The sequence below is a fragment of the Amycolatopsis sp. NPDC049688 genome, assembly GCF_040674975.1.
Taxonomy (GTDB): Bacteria; Actinomycetota; Actinomycetes; order Mycobacteriales; family Pseudonocardiaceae; genus Amycolatopsis.
This window is the reverse complement of the sequence record NZ_JBFANY010000002.1, coordinates 46,868-64,046: the sequence shown is the minus strand read 5'-3', so window position 1 is coordinate 64,046 and position 17,179 is coordinate 46,868. Positions and strand designations below refer to the sequence as shown.

At 70.9% G+C, this 17,179-nt stretch carries 17 protein-coding genes and 1 tRNA gene; 11 read left to right on the top strand and 7 right to left on the bottom strand.

Features of this window, described 5'->3' with window-relative positions; translation table 11 throughout:
- Nucleotides 1-369 precede the first annotated feature (369 nt).
- Entirely contained in the window at nt 370-1,275 is a 906-nt protein-coding gene (locus tag AB0J55_RS06175) for a dihydrodipicolinate synthase family protein (protein ID WP_364243604.1), read from the bottom strand.
- Entirely contained in the window at nt 1,272-1,976 is a 705-nt protein-coding gene (locus AB0J55_RS06170; RefSeq protein ID WP_364245898.1) for a GntR family transcriptional regulator, read from the bottom strand. The genes AB0J55_RS06175 and AB0J55_RS06170 overlap by 4 nt, the downstream gene beginning before the upstream one ends.
- 95 nt (nt 1,977-2,071) lie before the next feature.
- Here AB0J55_RS06170 and AB0J55_RS06165 point away from each other — a divergent pair, with 95 nt between their 5' ends.
- The 4 genes from AB0J55_RS06165 to AB0J55_RS06150 are packed head-to-tail and all read left to right on the top strand — an operon-like array spanning nt 2,072 to nt 6,019.
- Nucleotides 2,072-3,265 (top strand): extracellular solute-binding protein, encoded by a 1,194-nt coding sequence (locus AB0J55_RS06165; RefSeq protein ID WP_364243601.1) that lies wholly within the window; start codon nt 2,072-2,074, stop codon nt 3,263-3,265.
- On the top strand, nt 3,262-4,305 hold the full coding sequence (locus AB0J55_RS06160) for an ABC transporter ATP-binding protein (protein WP_364243599.1): 1,044 nt from the start codon (nt 3,262-3,264) through the stop codon (nt 4,303-4,305). Before AB0J55_RS06165 ends, AB0J55_RS06160 begins: the two co-directional genes overlap by 4 nt.
- On the top strand, nt 4,302-5,195 hold the full coding sequence (locus AB0J55_RS06155; RefSeq protein WP_364243596.1) for a sugar ABC transporter permease: 894 nt from the start codon (nt 4,302-4,304) through the stop codon (nt 5,193-5,195). Before AB0J55_RS06160 ends, AB0J55_RS06155 begins: the two co-directional genes overlap by 4 nt.
- Nucleotides 5,192-6,019 (top strand): ABC transporter permease subunit, encoded by an 828-nt coding sequence (locus AB0J55_RS06150; protein WP_364243593.1) that lies wholly within the window; start codon nt 5,192-5,194, stop codon nt 6,017-6,019. The genes AB0J55_RS06155 and AB0J55_RS06150 overlap by 4 nt, the downstream gene beginning before the upstream one ends.
- 2 nt (nt 6,020-6,021) lie before the next feature.
- Here AB0J55_RS06150 and AB0J55_RS06145 read toward each other — a convergent pair whose 3' ends face one another.
- Complete coding sequence (locus AB0J55_RS06145) at nt 6,022-6,468, bottom strand: nitroreductase family deazaflavin-dependent oxidoreductase (RefSeq protein WP_364243590.1); 447 nt, start codon at nt 6,466-6,468, stop codon at nt 6,022-6,024.
- Nucleotides 6,469-6,596: 128 nt separating this feature from the next.
- On the opposite strand from AB0J55_RS06145, the gene AB0J55_RS06140 reads away from it, so the two are divergent.
- Nucleotides 6,597-7,424: a MerR family transcriptional regulator gene (locus tag AB0J55_RS06140; protein ID WP_364243587.1), complete on the top strand. Its 828-nt coding sequence runs from the start codon at nt 6,597-6,599 to the stop codon at nt 7,422-7,424.
- Here AB0J55_RS06140 and thrS read toward each other — a convergent pair.
- From thrS to AB0J55_RS06125, 3 genes are all read right to left on the bottom strand, one after another.
- A complete protein-coding gene (gene thrS, locus AB0J55_RS06135) occupies nt 7,411-8,628 on the bottom strand; it encodes a threonine--tRNA ligase (RefSeq protein ID WP_364243585.1) in 1,218 nt (405 codons plus the stop codon). The two genes, AB0J55_RS06140 and thrS, sit on opposite strands and share 14 nt — an antisense overlap.
- A 121-nt stretch (nt 8,629-8,749) precedes the next feature.
- The gene (locus AB0J55_RS06130; RefSeq protein ID WP_364243582.1) at nt 8,750-9,217 is read right to left on the bottom strand and encodes a heme-degrading domain-containing protein; all 468 of its coding nucleotides are present in this window, start codon (nt 9,215-9,217) and stop codon (nt 8,750-8,752) included.
- 25 nt (nt 9,218-9,242) lie between these two features.
- Nucleotides 9,243-9,623: a VOC family protein gene (locus tag AB0J55_RS06125; protein WP_364243579.1), complete on the bottom strand. Its 381-nt coding sequence runs from the start codon at nt 9,621-9,623 to the stop codon at nt 9,243-9,245.
- A 69-nt stretch (nt 9,624-9,692) separates the two neighbouring features.
- Here AB0J55_RS06125 and AB0J55_RS06120 point away from each other — a divergent pair, with 69 nt between their 5' ends.
- Entirely contained in the window at nt 9,693-11,642 is a 1,950-nt protein-coding gene (locus tag AB0J55_RS06120; protein ID WP_364243576.1) for a phosphocholine-specific phospholipase C, read from the top strand.
- On the opposite strand, the gene AB0J55_RS06115 is transcribed toward AB0J55_RS06120, so the two are convergent.
- Nucleotides 11,603-12,868: a M20 family metallopeptidase gene (locus tag AB0J55_RS06115; RefSeq protein ID WP_364243573.1), complete on the bottom strand. Its 1,266-nt coding sequence runs from the start codon at nt 12,866-12,868 to the stop codon at nt 11,603-11,605. The genes AB0J55_RS06120 and AB0J55_RS06115 overlap by 40 nt on opposite strands.
- Before the next feature lie 77 nt (nt 12,869-12,945).
- Between AB0J55_RS06115 and AB0J55_RS06110 the strand changes: the two genes are divergently transcribed.
- The 5 genes from AB0J55_RS06110 to AB0J55_RS06090 all read left to right on the top strand — a co-directional run bounded on the left by AB0J55_RS06110 (nt 12,946) and on the right by AB0J55_RS06090 (nt 17,141).
- Nucleotides 12,946-13,428, top strand: coding sequence for a tRNA adenosine deaminase-associated protein (locus AB0J55_RS06110; protein ID WP_364243571.1), 483 nt, complete (start codon nt 12,946-12,948; stop codon nt 13,426-13,428).
- Between the two features lie 23 nt (nt 13,429-13,451).
- Nucleotides 13,452-13,880 (top strand): nucleoside deaminase, encoded by a 429-nt coding sequence (locus AB0J55_RS06105; protein WP_364243569.1) that lies wholly within the window; start codon nt 13,452-13,454, stop codon nt 13,878-13,880.
- Nucleotides 13,881-13,946: 66 nt separating this feature from the next.
- A tRNA-Ser gene (locus AB0J55_RS06100) sits at nt 13,947-14,034 on the top strand.
- Between the two features lie 155 nt (nt 14,035-14,189).
- The gene (locus AB0J55_RS06095; protein WP_364243566.1) at nt 14,190-16,634 is read left to right on the top strand and encodes a tetratricopeptide repeat protein; all 2,445 of its coding nucleotides are present in this window, start codon (nt 14,190-14,192) and stop codon (nt 16,632-16,634) included.
- Nucleotides 16,635-16,679: 45 nt separating this feature from the next.
- Entirely contained in the window at nt 16,680-17,141 is a 462-nt protein-coding gene (locus AB0J55_RS06090; protein WP_364243563.1) for a hypothetical protein, read from the top strand.
- The last annotated feature ends 38 nt before the right edge of the window (nt 17,142-17,179 follow it).

Sequence of the window (17,179 nt, the reverse complement as noted above, 5' to 3'; positions counted from 1 at the left end):
GTGGTACCGCGTCCTGCGCACAGCCTCCCATCCGGCGGTCTCGTTGGCAATTCCCTGTTGACCACCGAAGAGGTGTACAGTCAGCCACATCGGGATGACGGTGACCCACCACACACCCGAGGCCGTCCGGCCGGTTCGCCTGGCCGGAGACAGGAGTCGTAGCCGGGTTCGTGAGCCCGTTCGTATTGCAGCCGTGCCGGTCTTCGACCGGTGAGCAGCCGCCCGCAGTTGCCCGAGGTGACGCCCGGGGCGCCCGAATTGGTTGCTACGAAGAGGTTCGTGTCCGGCTGACCCCTGTCAGCGGGTGGCTCGTCGACGAGCCGGGGTTCGGCACTGCCGCCGCCCCCCGACCCGCCGACGAGCCGCCATTCACGAAAGCCCCCACGACGACAACAGCCCGAAGAGCTGTTCCCGCTCGGGCCCGGTCAGCAGCCGGCTGGGCGGGCGGACGTCCGGGCGGCACAGGCCGAGCTGGCCCAGCGCGTCCTTGACCACGCTGACGTTGTTGGCGTTCCCGTTCGCCGCCCGGAGCTCCTCGAACGGGCGGATGCGCTCCCAGACCGCCATCGCCGCCGGGTAGTCCCCTGTGGACAGCGCGCGGAACATCTCCAGCGAGATCGCCGGGTCGACGTTCACCAGACCGGACGTGAAACCCGTTGCCCCGACGGCGAAGTAACCCGGCGCCGACAGTTCCGCCAGGCCCGCGATCCACACGAACCGCTCGAAGCCCGCGTCCCGCGCGACCGAGCCGAACCGCACCGGGTCCGGCACCGCGTACTTCACCCCGATCACGTTGGGGGCCGCCTCGCCGAGCGCGCGCAGCTGGTCGCCGGTGATCGCCGGGTTGCGGACGTACAGCACGACGCCGAGTTCGGGGACCGCCCCGGCGATCGCCGCGTGGTAGTCGACCCAGCCGTCGCCCGAGACGTACGGGTGCACCGGCTGGTGGATCATGACCATGTCCGCGCCGGCGTCCCGTGCATGCGTCGCGGCCCGCGTCGCCGAGGCGACGTCGTGGCCGATCCCCGCCAGCACGCTCGCCCGGCCCGCCGCCGCTTCGACGGTGACTTCCAGGCACTGCCGCGCTTCGCCCTCGTCGAGCGCGTAGAACTCGCCGGTGTTCCCGTTCGGCGTCACGACCTCGATGCCGCCGGTGATCAGGCGGTCCACCAGCTTCGCGTACGTCTGGCCGTCGACGGCGCCCTCGGCGTCGAACGGCGTGACCGGGATGGCCACCACCCCGGACAGCCGCCGCCTCTGCTCCTCGAACGTCATCGGGCCCCCTTCGGATCGCCGGTCTCGGTGGTGCGGTCGCCGGGCAGCCCGAAGGCGACCCGGTCGATGAAATCGGTGATGTGCTTGCGCAGCAGGTGCTCGGTCTGCCGCGCGTTGCCGCTCTCGGCGGCGTTCAGGATCGCCCGGTGCTCGGCCGCCTCGCCCTGCCAGGTCGGGCTGATGCCCCAGCCGGTGACGGTGATCAGCGCGGCCTGGTCGCGCAGGCCGTCCAGGACCTCGACCAGCAGCGGGTTCCCGCACCCGGCGTAGAGCGCGCGGTGGAACAGCCGGTTGGCCAGGCTCGCCTTCGCGCGGTCGGACGCGGCCGTGCCGGTCTCGACGCCGGCCAGCACCTGCCGCGCGGGCCCGAAGTCCGCGCCCCGCTCAACGGCACGCCGGACGGCTTCGGGCTCGAGCAGCGCGCGCAGGTCGTACACCGCGTACGCGCTCTCGGCGTCCATGACCCGGACCGCCGCTCCCTTGTACGTGCTCATCGTGACCAAACCGGAACCGGCCAGGATCCGCAGCGCCTCGCGCACCGGCGTCTTCGACACCCCGAGCAGGGCGCCGACCTCGGCTTCGACGAGCGTTTCGCCCGGCTCGAACTCGCCGCTCAAGATCGCTTCCTTGACCGCGTCACGCACGAAATCCGTCCGCGAGACGGGCGGCGGCGGCCTCCGGGCCGAAGAAGTGCTCGCCACTGGCATGTCCGATCTGATATACGATGCGACATACAACATTATCACGGACCTAGGGAGCAGCCATGCAGCGTTGCACCGGCTTCCGATTCCGACGCGTGTTGCTGGCGGTGAGCCTCGCCGCGGGCCTGGCGGCGTGCGGCGCGCCCGGCGGTGACGGCGGCCAGGCGGCGGACCCCAAGGCGGTGCCGGACAAGCCGGGCAAGCCCGTCGAGCTGAACATCCTCGACGTCGCGGGCAACCTGCAGCTCACCAAGCAGATGATCGAGAACTTCAAGGCCGCGCACCCCGAAGTCCTCGCGAAGGTCACCTATTCGACCGCGCCCGCGCCGAGCATGGCGGGCAAGCTGAAGGCCGAACAGGACGGCGGCGTCGCCCAGACGCACCTGGTCCTCAGCGGCACCGACGGCCTCTCCGCCGGCATCGCGAACGGCACCCTCACCAAGGTGCTGCCGGACTTCTCGAACCGGTTCCCGAACCTGATGCAGAACTACCAGGAGCCCGCGGCGAAGATGCAGGAGCTGGCCAACGGCTACGGCGTCGAGGTCGTCTACTACCCGTCCGGCCCGCTGCTGGAGTTCAACCCCGGCGCGGTGCCCGCCGCGCCCGCGTCCCCGCAGGAACTGCTCGACTGGGCGAAGGCGCACCCGGAGAAGTTCCAGTACGCCCAGCCGTCGAACTCCGGCCCGGGCCGGACGTTCCTGATGGGCCTGCCGTACCTGCTCGGCGACAAGGACCCGAAGGACCCGGACAAGGGCTGGGACAAGACTTGGGCGTTCCTGCAGGAGCTGGGCAAGTACGTGAAGTACTACCCGTCGGGCACCACCGAGACCATGAAGAACCTGGCGTCCGGTTCGGTGGACATGATCATGTCGACCACCGGCTGGGACATCAACCCGCGCAAGCTCGGCACCGTGCCCAACACGGTCAAGACCGCGATCATGCAGCCGATGCACTGGGTCACCGACGCCCAGTACGCGCTCATCCCGAAGGGCCTCTCGCCCGACCAGGAGTCGGCGATCCTGCAGCTGATCGCCTGGATGCTCAAGCCGGACCAGCAGGCGATCGCCTACGACGACGGCTACTTCTACCCCGGCCCGGCGGTCAAGGACGTCACCCTGCAGATGGCGCCGCAGAAGAGCCAGGACACTCTTCGGCAGTTCGGGCGCCCGGAGTACGAGCAGTGGATCTCGCAGTACCCGAAGGAGACCTCGCTGCCGGCCGAGCAGCAGGTGAAGGCGTTCGACAAGTGGAACCAGCTGGTCGGCGGCTCGAAGGTCGGCAAGAAGTGACCTTCGGGCAGCTGCGGCTGGACGGCGTCTCGCGCAGCTTCGGCACCGCGAACGCCCTGCGCGGCCTCGACCTCGCCATCGCGCGTGGCGAGTTCGTGGCCCTGCTCGGGCCGTCCGGCTGCGGCAAGTCGACGGCGTTGAACTGCCTGGCGGGCCTGCTGCCGCTGACCGAGGGCAGCATCTGGCTCGACGACGACCGCATCGACGGCCGGCCGCCGGAGCAGCGCGGGTTCGGGATGGTCTTCCAGAACTATGCGCTGTTCCCGCACATGTCCGTCCGCGCCAACGTCGGGTTCGGCCTGAAGATGCGCAAGGTCGGCCGCGCCGAGGCCCGGCGCCGGGTCGACGAGGCGTTGCGGCTGGTGCAGCTGACCGAGCACGCGGCGAAGTTCCCCGCGCAGCTGTCCGGCGGCCAGCAGCAGCGGGTCGCCATCGCCCGCGCGGTGGTGCTGGAGCCGCCGGTGGTGCTGATGGACGAGCCACTGTCCAACCTGGACGCCAAGCTCCGGCTGGAGATGCGGATGGAGATCCGCCGCCTCCATCAGACGCTCGGCCTGACCACGGTCTACGTCACCCACGACCAGGAGGAGGCGCTGTCGCTGGCCGACCGCCTGGTCGTGCTGCGCGAGGGCACGGTCCAGCAGATCGGCACGCCGGAGGAGGTCTACGCCCAGCCGGTGAACAGCTACGTCGCGTCCTTCATGGGCTACCGCAACCTGCTGGACGTGACGGTCACCGGCGCCGCGGGCTCGTCGGTCACCGTGTCGGGCGCGGGCGTCCGCCTGACCGGCCGCGGCTCGCTCACCGAGGGCCCGGCGAAGGTGGCGATCCGCCCGGAGGACTTCGTCGTCGGCGACGGCACGGAGAACGCCCTCGACGTCACGGTCGAGATCGTCGAGTACCACGGCCGCGAGCTGTCGGTCTCCGCCCGGCTGCCGACCGGGGTGCCGGTCTACTTCCGGACCGACAAGCGCCTCGCCCCCGGCGACACCGCGAAGATCGGCGTCCCGGCCGAGCGGGTCCTGGTGTTCGCGCCGTGACGGCCGTCGCGAGCGCCCGCCCGGCGTTGCGGCACCGGCTGGCCGAACGCGGCGTCGACCGCACCCTGCTGCTCCTGGTGCCCGGCCTGCTGGTCACCGCCTGCCTGTTCCTGTACCCGTTCCTCTACGGCCTCCAGCTGTCGTTCACGCCCCGCAAGGGCGGGGTCTTCGCGAACTACGCGCGGTTCTTCGGCGACCCGTACCTGCGCGACACGATCTGGACGACGCTGGGCATCGCGCTGCCGGCGACGTTCATCAACGTCCTCGCGAGCATCCCGATCGCGTACGTGATGCGCGGCCGCGTCCGCGGCAAGCGCCTGCTGACGACGATCCTGGTCGTGCCGATCACGCTCGGCACGGTGCTCACCGCGCAGGGCCTGATCATGTACGGCGGGCCGGCGGGCTGGCTGAACAAGGTGCTCACCGTCCTCGGGATCACCGACCAGCCGCTGCCGCTGATCCACAACTACACCGGCGTGCTGCTGTCCCTGGTGATCACCGGCTTCCCGTTCTCCTTCCTGCTGACGTTGTCCTACCTCTCGGGCATCGACCCGTCGCTGGAGAAGGCGGCCGCGACGCTCGGCGCGAACGGCGTCCAGCGCTTCCGGCGGATCACGCTGCCCCTCCTGGCGCCCGGCCTGGCGATCACCTTCTGCCTTTCGTTCGTGATGGCGTTCTCGGTCTTCCCGAGCGCGCAGCTCGTCGGCGACCCGGCGAACGAGACCCGCGTGATCTCGATCGCGGCCTACCACGCGGCGTTCGAGGAGTACGACTATTCGATGGGCTCGGCCGTCGCGATGCTGATGGCGGTCATCATGCTGATCGTGATCGGGCTGGTCATGGCGTGGCGCGGCACGCTGTACCGCGGAGCGACCGGAGGCAAGGGATGACCGGCTGGGTCGCGCGTCCCGGACGTTGGGTCGTCTGGGCCGTGGTCGCGTTCTTCTTCGTCAACCTCGCCGGCGTGGTGCTCTCGGTGGTGGTCGACTCGTTCGGCACGCAGTGGTTCGGCAGCTGGCTCCCGGACGGCTTCACCACCCACTGGTACGCCGACGCCTGGCGCGAGTTCGGCCTCTCGGACGTCCTCCTGACGACGGCAGTCGTCGCGCTGGTCGTGATCGCCGTGTCGGTGGCGGTCGGCGTCCCGGCCGCCTACGCGCTGGCCCGCCGCTCGTTCCCCGGCAAGCGGCTGGTGATGCTGCTGTTCGTGCTGCCGATCCTGATCCCGCCCATCACCTACGGCATCCCGCTGGCCACCGTGCTCTACAAGTTCCACCTGGCCGGCACCACCACCGGCGTCATCCTGGCCAACCTCGTGCCGTCGGTCCCGTTCGTCGTGCTCACGATGACGCCGTTCATCGAGCAGATCGACCCGAAGATCGAGGCCGCGGCCCGGATGTCCGGCGCGCGGACGGTCTCGGTGTTCACCCGGATCCTCGGCCCGCTGCTGCTGCCGGGCATCCTCGCGGCGTCGATCCTGGTGCTGGTGCGCACGGTCGGGATGTTCGAGCTGACCTTCCTCACCGCCGGCCCGGACTCGACGACGCTGGTGGTGGCGCTGTACAACTCCGTGTTCGCGGCGGGCATCCGCGCGAACCAGTCGGTCGACGCCATGGCGACCATCTACACCGCGTCCATGCTGGTGCTCCTCCTCGTCGCGTTGCGGTTCGTGAACCCGACCCAGCTGGTGACCCGGATCCGGGAGGAGACCTGACGTCAGTCCTGCGGGGTCAGCAGGACGATCGGGATCACGCGCTCGGTCTTCTGCGCGTACTCGTCGTACAGCGGGAAGATGCCGGCCATCAGCGGCCAGAGGGTCTCGCGTTCGGCGTCGGACGCGACGCGGGCGCGGGCGGTGAACCGGCGGGGGCCGACCTGCACGCCGACGCTCGGCTCGGCCAGCAGGTTCTTGTACCACTCCGGATCTTCGTCGGCGCCGCCCTTGGAGGCGACGACGACGAAGTCGTCCCCGGAGGTGCCGTAGATCAGGCAGGTGCGCCGCGGCTGTCCGGTGCGGCGGCCGGTCGTGACGAGGATGAGGGTGAAGACGCCGTTCGATTCGTGCCCCTCGGCCCCGCCCGAGGCCAGGTAGGCGCGGGTCTGCTCGGCGACCCAGTCCCACTTCGAGTCGGTGGCGCGGTCGAGATCGGCGGCGACGGCCATGGTGGCGGTCCTTCCTGTGGCTGGATCACGAGCTTGCTACCTCCGAGACGAAACCGGGGCCGTTATCTCGACACCTGTGAGCGTGCTCACAGGGCGGCTCCCCCGAGGGGAGGTGCCAGGCTGGCGGCATGCGGTATTCGATCGGCGACCTGGCCCGCCGGACCGGGCTGACGACCAAGGCCGTCCGGTTCTACTCCGACCGCGGGCTCGTGCCGCCGTCCGGGCGCAACGCCGCCGGTCACCGGCAATACGACGATGTCGCGCTCGCCCGCCTTGGCCTCGTCCGGACCCTGCGCGAGCTGGGGTTCGGCCTGGCGGCGATCCGAAAGATCGTGGACGGCGAGGCGACCGTCGCCGAGGTCGCGGCGCGGCACGCCGAAACCCTGGAAGCGGAAATCCGCGTGCTGCGGCTGCGGCACGCGGTGCTGACGGCCGTCGCCGGCCGCGGTTCGACCCTCGAGGAGACGAGACACGTGCTGTCCGCCGACGAACGCCGTCGCCTGATCGGCGACTTCCTCGCCGAAGCCCTCGGCGACCGTCCCGAACTGGCCGGGATCGCCCGCACGCTGACGCCGGAACTGCCCGAGGACCCGGGCCCCGGCCAGCTCGAAGCCTGGATCGAGCTGGCCGGGCTGACCCGGGACGCGGAGTTCCGCGCGGTCCTGCGCCGCCTCGTCGACCAGCACGAGGGCGGGCTGCGCCGCGACCTGGCCGCCGAAGTGCGCGACGCCGTCACGCCGGCGCTGGCGGCCGGCGTCGACCCGGCGTCACCGGAAGCCGCGGCGATCGTCGAGCGCCTCGGGCGCGACCGTGGTGAGCTGCGGACCTGGCTCGGTCTCGTCCGAGACCCCCGCCGCGAGCGGTACGTGGAGCTGCTCGCGGTGATCAACGGCTGGGCAGCGCCGGAAAGCCTGGCCCCGGCGCTCGACTGGCTGGCCGTGGCTACGGCCGCCTGACCGCCGCCCGGATCCGCTCGAGCACGTCGTCCGCGGGCTCGGCGTCACGACGGCTCCCGTCCCGCAGCCGCAGCGAGAGCTGCCCGGTGGCGGCCTCCCGCGGACCGATCACGGCCTGGTACGGCACCAGCCGCCCGTCCCGGATCCGCGCGCCCAGGCTGCCTTCCGAGGCGATCTCGGCCCGCAGGTCGCCGCAGCGGTCCAGGACTTCGCGCGCGCAGGGCAGTTCCGCGCCGGACAGCGGCAGCAGCCGCAGCTGCACCGGCGCCAGCCACGCCGGGAACGCGCCGCCGTGGACCTCGATCAGCTGGGCCACCGCGCGTTCGACGCTGCCGATGATGCTCCGGTGCAGCATGACCGGCCGGTGCTTCGCGCCGTCCGCGCCGACGTACTCGAGCCCGAACTGCGCGGGCTGGTGGAAGTCGACCTGGACGGTCGACAGGGTCGATTCGCGGCCTACACCGTCGGCGATCTGGATGTCGATCTTCGGTCCGTAGAACGCCGCTTCGCCCTCGACGGCGTCGTAGGCCAGGCCGCTGCGGTCGAGCACCGAACGGAGGATGCCGACGGCGCGGTCCCAGTCCCCGTCGACGTACTTCCCGCCGTCGCCGGGCAGGGACAGGCGGAAGCGGGCCGGGCTGATGCCGAGCGCGTCGTACGCCCGCCGGATCAGGGCCAGCGCGGCTCCGGCTTCGGCTTCGACCTGGTCGAGGGTGCAGAAGACGTGGGCGTCGTTGAGCTGGATCGCGCGTACCCGGCTCAGCCCGCCGAGCACGCCCGAGAGCTCGGACCGGTACATCCCGCCGATCTCGGCCATCCGCAGCGGCAGTTCGCGGTAGCTGCGGCCGGCCGAGCGGTAGATCAGCGCGTGGTGCGGGCACAGGCTCGGCCGCAGCACGAGCTGCTCGCCGCCGACGTCCATCGGCGGGTACATGTCGTCGCGGTAGTGCGACCAGTGCCCGGAGATCTCGTACAGCTCGCGTTTGCCCAGCACCGGCGAATGGACGTGCCGGTACCCCGCCCGCCGTTCGAGGTCGCGGACGTACTCCTCCAGGCTGTGGCGGACGATCGCGCCGTCGGGCAGCCAGTAGGGCAGGCCCGCGCCGATCAGCGGGTCGGAGCCGAACAGGCCGAGTTCGCGGCCGAGCTTGCGGTGGTCGTGCATCGTGGACTCCCTCGTGGACGGCGAGGCGGGAGGCCACAAGACGAAGCCCGGGGCACCCGCCCCGGGCTCGAAACGTCGTTCAGCGCGCCGGGACACTCTCCGGCGTCGTCGTCAGTGCGCGCTTCATGGGATCGACGGTAACAGCGGCCGCCAGTCCTTTTCAGGCGCCGAGGAACCGCTCCAGCTGCTCGACGACGAAGGCGTGGTCCTCGGCCTGCGGCAGCCCGGACACCCCGACCGTGCCGACCGGCCCGACCCCGCGCACCAGCACCGGGAACACGCCGCCGTGCGCCGCGTAGTCGCCGAGGTCGAGGCGGGAGTGCTGCTCGAACGAGCCGCCGTTCGCGCGGAACTGCGTCCCGACCAGGAACGAGCTGTGCCCGTAGCGGTCGACGACCCGGCTCTTGCGGTCGATCCAGCCGTCGTTGTCCGCCGACGTCCCGGGCAGCGCGGCGTGGAAGAGCCGCTGGCCGTTGCGCCGGATCGAGATCGTCAAGGCCAGCCCGCGGTCCGCCGCCGCGTCCAGCATCTGCCGGCCGAGGGCGAGCGCGGTCTCGTTGTCGAACTTCGTGAACTGGAGGCGTTCCTCCTGCTCGAAGAGCTGGGCGAGGCGTTCGGCTTCGGTCATGGGGCTATTAAATCAACACTGTTGTTTAATTGCCAGCGGCGAACTCGGTCAGGGACAGCACGTTGCCGTCCGGATCGCGGAACCACGCGACCCGGCCGCCCGGCGTGGTCCAGATTTTGTCGGTGTCCTGTGGCAGCGTGTCGAAGGTGAGGAACTCCACGCCCCGGCCGCGCAGCTCGGCCACCGCGGCCCGGATGTCGGCGACCGCCCAGCCGAGCACCGTGAACGGCTGCGGCGTGAATTCGGTGACGGCGGTGACCCGCAGCATGGTCGCGCCACTGCGGAACACACACGCGAAGGGGGTCTGCTCGATGAACTCCAAGCCGGCGACATCCGTGTAGAAGGCGCGCGAGCGCTCGAGGTCGGCCGACGGTGCGAAGGCGACCAATTCCGCTGAGTTGAGCATGGCTTCACCTCTCTCGGTGGCGAACGTACCCCTCGGCCGGGCCGCCGGCCGGGGGACGAGGAGGTGGGCATGGGCCGGATCCGGCGCCGCACGGTGCTCGGTGGTGCCGCCGCGGTCTCGGTCGCGGGTGCGCTGTCCGCCGGCTGCGCCCCGGCGCCGCGGAAGGGCACCGTCGAGGACGTCCGCCACGTCGTCGTGCTGATGCAGGAGAACCGGTCGTTCGACCACTACTACGGCACGATGGCCGGCGTCCGCGGCTTCGGTGACCGCGCGGCCCTGCGCGACGTCTTCCGCCAGCGCGGCGACCGGGGCGGCCCGGTGCTGCCGTTCCGGATCGACACGTCCGTTGTGGACGGTCAGGACCTCGGCGAGCTGCCGCACGACTGGAACAGCACCCACCGCGCGTGGAACGGCGGCGCGTACGACCGCTGGATCACGGCGAAGAGCCCGATGACGATGGGGTACTTCACCCGCGACGACCTCCCGTTCCAGCACGCCCTGGCCAGCGCGTTCACCCTCTGCGACCACTACTTCTGCTCGATCCAGGGCCCGACGCACCCGAACCGCCTCTACCACTGGACCGGCACGATCGACCCGGACGGCGTCGCCGGCGGCCCCGCGACGCACAACGCGCCGGACTACGAGCCGTCGTTCCGCTGGACGACGTACCCCGAGCGGCTCGAGGCGGCGGGAATCTCCTGGCGGATCTACGCCAACGACGAGGAACGCGGCGTCCCGGAGCACTTCGTCGGTGACTACGGCGACAACCCGCTCTGGCTGTTCCAGAACTTCCACGACGCGCTGCACTCGATGGACCCGGTGAAGCGCCGGCTCGCCGAGCGGGCCAACCTGCGCAAGAAGCTGCTGCCGGATTCGGGGCAGGGGAAGAACCTCGACCACGTGCTGGCCGATTTCGTCGCCGACTGCGCGGCCGGGACGCTGCCCGCCGTGTCGTGGGTGGTGGCCCCGTACGGCTACTGCGAGCACCCCGCCGCGCGGCCGGTCGACGGCGCCGCCTACGTCCACCGCATGCTGAAAGCGTTGTGGGACAACCCGCAGCTGTGGGAATCGACCGTCGTCTTCATCAACTACGACGAAAACGACGGCTTCTTCGACCACGTCGTCCCGCCGACGCCGCCCCCCGGCACGCCCGGCGAGTACCTGCCGGGCAACCGGCCCGAGCGGGGTGCGCCGTCCGGGCCGCCGGTGCCGATCGGGCTGGGCCCGCGGGTGCCGATGACCGTCGTTTCGCCGTGGAGCCGCGGCGGCTGGGTCAACTCCCAGGTCTTCGACCACACGTCGGTGCTGCGCTTCCTGGAAACGTGGACCGGCGTCCGCGAGCCGAACATCTCGGCCTGGCGCCGCGCCATCTGCGGCGACCTGACCAGCTGTTTCGACTTCCGGGCCCCCGACACGACCATCCCGCTGCTGCCGGACGCCGACGCGTTGCGCGCCGAAGCCGACCGGACGCAGAGACGGCTCCCGAAGCCGGGGCTGGGGCCGGGAGCGCTGGTGCAGGACGCCGGCACGGCGAAGGCGCGCCCGCTGCCGTACCAGCCGGTCGCGTGGGCCGCGGCCGAGCCGGACGTGCTGCGGCTGCACCTGGCCAACCACGGAACGCAGGCGCTGCAGCTGGCCGCGTACGCCTACCACGACGGCGGGACGTCACAGCGCTTCGACGTCGGGCCCGGAGGCTCGGTGACCGGCGCAGTCCCGCACGGCGGGAGCTACGACGTCGCCGTCCACGGCCCGAACGGCTTCCTCGTCGAAGCCTCGGGCGGGGTGGGCCTCGACGCCGAGGTCACCTACGCCGATACGCCCGCCCTGCTGGTCACGGTGACCAACCGCGGGCCGGCACCGGTCACGCTGCACGACGTCACCCTCGCTCCGGGTGGCTCGCACGGCTTCCCGGTGCCGGCGAGCAACGGCTGGTACGACGTGACGTTCGAGACGCCGAGCTGGCGTCGCCGCTTCGCCGGTCACCTCGAGGACGGCAACCCTTCGCGGACCGGGCCCTGACCCAGGGCGTCGAGCGCGAAGGCGGCGAGCATCGCGACGCCGCTGGGCATGGCGTCCTCGTCGAAGAGCACGCGGTTGGAGTGGTTGGCCGCCGCCTCGGCCGGGTCGACGCCGGGCGGGCACGCGCCGAGGAACGCGTAGGCGCCGGGAACGCGTTGCAGGACGTAGGAAAAGTCCTCGGCGCCCATCAGCGGGTCGGCGAGCAGCTCGACGTTGGCCGGCCCCAGCACCTCCGCGCCCAGCCGCAGCACCTCGGCGGCGACGCGGTCGTCGTTGACGGTCACCGGGTAGCCCGGCTCGACGTCGGCGACCACGCGGCAGCCGTAGGCCGCGCCGACCTGCTCGCACACCTTGGGCAGCTCGGCGCGGACCAGCGCCCGCGTCTGCTCGGACAGCGTGCGGATGGTGCCCTCGAGCTCGGCGGTCTCCGGGATGATGTTGGACGTCGTGCCGGCCTGGATCCGGGTCACCGAGAGCACCGCGGGGTCGAACACGCTGACCCGGCGCGTGATCATCGTGTGCAGTGCCCCGACCATCGCCGCGGCGGCCGGCACCGGGTCGATCGTGTGCTGCGGCGCGGAGCCGTGGCCGCCCTTGCCGGTGACGCGGACGTGGAACGAGTCGGCCGACGCCATCAGCGGGCCCGGCCGCAGCTGCAGCAGCCCGCTTCGGGCGTTGGCGAGGATGTGCACGCCGAACGCGCGCTCGACGCGCGGGCCGGCGGCGTCGAGCACGCCCTCGTGGAGCATGAACCGGGCGCCGTGGTGACCCTCCTCACCCGGCTGGAACATGAACACGACCGATCCGGCCAGCTGGTCGCGGCGCTCGGCGAGCAGCCGGGCGGCCGAGGCGAGCATCGCGACGTGCGTGTCGTGGCCGCACGCGTGCATCGACTCGGGGTCCTCGGACGCGAAGTCCAGGCCGGTCTCCTCGGTCAGCGGCAGCGCGTCCATGTCGCCGCGCAGCAGCACCGCCGGGCCCGGCCGCGCACCGCGCAGGACGGCGGTGAGCGACGTCGTGGCCTTGCCCTCGGTGATCTCCAGCGGCAGGCCGTCGAGGGCGGCCCGGATGGCGGCCTGCGTGTGCGGCAGGTGGAGACCCTGTTCCGGCCTGCGGTGCACCGCGCGGCGGAGCGCGACGGTGCGGTCTTGCAGCGCCCGCGCGTCGTCCAGGAGGCCGGCGAACGGGGTGCCGGGCAGGGTGGGCAGGTCAGCAGGTCCGGTCATGCTCCCGATAGTGGCGCATGCGGCGCTTCGGGCGCACCGTGCGTGCGCCGGATCTCCCGGCGGAATACGGTGTGCGCATGGCGGTGGAAGAGCCGGTCACGGGCTTCGCGGTGGCTGTGGTCCGAGAAGACGGTCGGTGGCGGTGCAGTGCGCTCGACCCGGGGGCGCTGACCGAGCTGGACGCAGCGATCACGGAGCTGGGCAAACTACGTTCCACCGGCGCGAGCTTCGGGCTCCTGGCGGTCGACGACGAGTTCTTCGTCATCGTCCGGCCCAGTCCGAGGGGGCCGTCGCTGCTGCTCTCGGACGCGGCGGCGGCGCTGGACTACGACATCGCGGCGGACGTCCTCGACGTCCTGCGCGTCGACCCGCCGGACGAGGAGGACGACTCCATCTGGCCCGAGGGTGATCTCGAGATCCTGGCGGACCTCGGCCTGCCGGGTCCGGAGCTGGAGGTCATCGTCGGCGAGGTCGACCTGTACCCGGACGAGCAGCTGCAGATGGTGGCCCAGCGCTGCGGGTTCGGCAGCGAGTTCGCCAAGCTCCTGGACGAGCTCTGAGACGCCCGTCCGACACCGAAGCCGTGGAGGCGGCGCTGGAGGCAGCGCGCGCCCCGGGCGCGGACGTCCCGATCGGCGCGGTGGTCTTCGCCCCGGACGGAACCCCGCTGGCGGCGGCCCGCAACGCCCGGATCGAGCTGGGCGACCCGACGGCCCACGCGGAGATCCTGGCGTTGCGAGCGGCGGCGAAGGTGGTCGACGACGGCTGGCGCCTGGAGGGCTGCACGCTGGCGGTGACGCTGGAGCCGTGCACGATGTGCGCGGGGGCGCTGGTCCTGGCGAGGATCTCGCGGCTGGTGTTCGGGGCGTGGGAGCCGAAGACGGGCGCGGTGGGCTCGCTGTGGGACGTGGTCCGCGACCGGCGGTTGAACCACCGCCCGGAGGTCCACGGAGGTGTGCTGGAGTCCGAGTGTGCTGCGGTGCTGGAGACGTACTTCGCCAACTGCCGCTGACCTGCGCCGTCGCGGGCAGGTGACCCCTCGTTCAGGGTGCGCGGGGGCTCCGGTATTGTTCTCGGCGGTGGCGTGTCCGAGCGGCCGAAGGAGCACGACTCGAAATCGTGTGACGGTTAATCCCCGTCCGTGGGTTCAAATCCCACCGCCACCGCTCTCGAAGCAGACGCCCGGTGACCCTTGTGGGGGTTGCCGGGCGTTTTGCATGACAACGGTCTTGTCACGACTACGGGGAGCGAGCAGCATGGCGTACCAGCCTGCCGATAGGTGACGACAAAACCATTCGGCAGCGGGAGGGCGGGAGCCGGCGTGCGCGGTGCGGTGTGGGTGGCGATCGCCGCGACTCTGGCCGTGCTTCTCAGCCTGGTGGGCAACATCGCCACGAACACCGTCCAGCTCCCGACCGGCTGGGCCGTCGGCTTGTGGGCCGTGGTCGGCCTCATGGGCGTCACGTCGGTCGGGCTGGCGGTGCGCCAGCACCGCGCCGACAGCTCTCCGCCCACTCCGACCTCGAACCAGGTCCGTGACGTGCACGGCCCGGCTTTCCAAGCCGGCAGCATCGGCAAGGTCGAAATCCATCCCCCCGGCACCAGGGCAACCGCCGGGCCGACGCGGCACCGGGTGGGCAATCTGCCGCCCCGGGCCGACGGATTCCAGGCGCGGACCGAACTGGGGACGGTGGCCGAGGCCGCGGACACCGGCGCGACCGCCGTGCTGACGGGCCGCGGTTCGCACGTGCTGTCCGGCCTCGGCGGGGTGGGCAAGACCCAGCTCGCCGCCGAGCACGCTCGCACGCTGTGGGAACGCGAAGAGATCAACATCCTGGTGTGGGTCGAAGCGATGACGCAGGAGGCCATCATCGCCGGTTACGCACGCGCCGCGGCCCAGATCGCCCACGTCACCACGGACGACGCCGAGCAAGCCGCACGCGAGTGGCTGGACTGGCTGGCCGGCACCGACCAGCAGTGGCTGGTGGTCTTGGACGACCTGCAGGATCCCGCGGACCTTCGCGGCCTCTGGCCACAGCCCACGCCATCGGGCCGGGTGGTGGTGACAACCCGGCGGCGTGACGCCGCGTTGCGCGGCGACGGCCGGCGCATCCTCGAGATCGGCTTGTTCACCCCTGCCGAGGCCACGGCGTTTCTCACCCACCGGCTTGCGGTGCGGCCTGCGCAGGCAGAGGGTGCTGCCGGGTTAGCGAAGGCGCTGGGGTACCTGCCGCTGGCGTTGGCCCAGGCCGCCGCCTACATCGCCGACCAGCCTGGGCTGACTTGCAGTAGTTACGAAAGCAAGCTCGTTGACCAGCGTAAGCGTCTGCAACAGTTGCTTCCCGACTCCAGCGGGCTGCCGGACGACCACAGTGCCATCGTGACGGCGACGTGGTCGATGTCCATCGAGGCGGCGGACAGCCTGTCGCCGGCCGGGATGGCTCGCCCGCTGCTGAACCTGGCTGCGCTGCTCGATCCCAACGGCGTTCCCGACCGGGTGTTCGCCGCTCCCGCCGTGCTCGCCTACCTCGGCGATGAGGTAGACGCGGATGCCGTGGCTGGAGGCTTGTCCTGCCTTCACCGGCTCAGCCTGATCACTTATTCGCCTGACACTCCACATCAGGCAGTTCGCGTCCACGCTCTGCTCCAACGGGTGGTCCGGGAAAGTCTCAGGGCCGACCAGCTCGCCGTCATTAGTCGCGTCGCGGCTGACGCTCTGAGGGAAGCCTGGCCGGAGGTGTCCCGCGACACCTCACTTTCCGCTGCTCTGCGCAGTAACGCGACCATCCTGGTCGCGGTTACCGGTGATCTTCTGTGGCAGCTTGGCGGTCATTCGGTGCTGCACAAGATCGGCAACGATCTTGGGGACACCGGACAGGTAGCCGCTGCGGTCACTTATTTCCGCCACCTCGCAACTACCGCAACGCAACAACTCGGCCCCGATCACCCTCAGACCCTGGCCGCCCGCCACAACATCGGCTACTGGCGGGGGAACACGGGCGACCTGGCCGGCGCCGTCGAAGAACTCAAGGCGGTGTTGGAGGACCGGCTCCGTGTCCTCGGCCCCGAAAATCCCCAGACCCTGACGACCCGCCACAACATCGGCTACTGGCGGGGGAAGGCGGGCGACCCGGCCGGTGCCGTCAAAGACCTTGAAGCCGTGTTGAAGGACCGACTTCGCGTCCTTGGTCCCGACCACCCCGATACCCTGACCGCCCGCTCCAACATTGCCCGCCTGCGGGGGGATGCGGGTGACCTGGCCGGTGCCGTCAAAGATCTCGAAGCCGTGTTGAAGGACCGACTCCGCGTCCTCGGCCTCGACCACCTCAGTACCCTGATCACCCGCCACAACGTCGCCTTTTGGCGGGGGAAGGCGGGCGACCCGGCCGGCGCGGTCAAAGACCTCGAAGCCCTGCTGAAAGACGAACTCCGCATCCTTGGCCCCGACCACCCCCACACCCTGACCACCCGCTCCAACATCGGCTACTGGCGGGGGGATGCGGGCGACTTGACCGGCGCTGTTAAAGATCTCGAAGCCGTGTTGAAGGACCGACTCCGCGTCCTCGGTCCCGATCACCCAGACACCCTGACCACCCGCCACAACCTCGCCTACTGGCGGGGGGATGCGGGCGACCCGGCCGGCGCCGTCAAAGACCTCGAAGCCCTCCTGAAGGACCGACTTCGCGTCCTCGGCCCCGACCATCCCAGCACCCTCATCACCCGCTCCAGCATCGCCTACTGGCATAAGCGCCTGGATACGGATTGACCCGAGGTCGCCGGGCGTTTTGCTGTCTTTGGTATGAATTGCCGCATGCAGACGCAGGTGTGGCTCGCGATCCTGTCCCTGGTCGGCGTCCTGCTCGGCGGCGGCCTCTCCTACCTCGTACAGACCAGCGTCCAACGCCGCACCGAACGCACCGAACGTCGGCGGCTCGCCGCAGAGCGGGCCGAGGCTCGGCGGGAGGAGCAACTCGACCTGTTGCGCCAGTTCATCCGCGTCGCCCAGCAGGCCGAACGCGCCGCCGAGGACCGGAACAATACCCAGGCATGGAAGACGGCCGCCCTCGACGCCCTCGATGAGCTGTGGGTGTGCGAACGGATGATCCACGTCCTGTTCACCCCCGCCCTGCACAGCCTCGCGCGTGCCTACGTGAAGGCCCTGGATCACGTCCTGTGGCACGAGCCCGGCGAAGGTTCCCTCTGGGACCACCTCCGGGCCCCCAAGGTCGCCTTCCTCGACGCGACGCGGGAAGAGCTGAGCCGCTTGACTTGAAGGGCGCTTGAAGTGTGACCGTGGTCGGTACCAGCTGA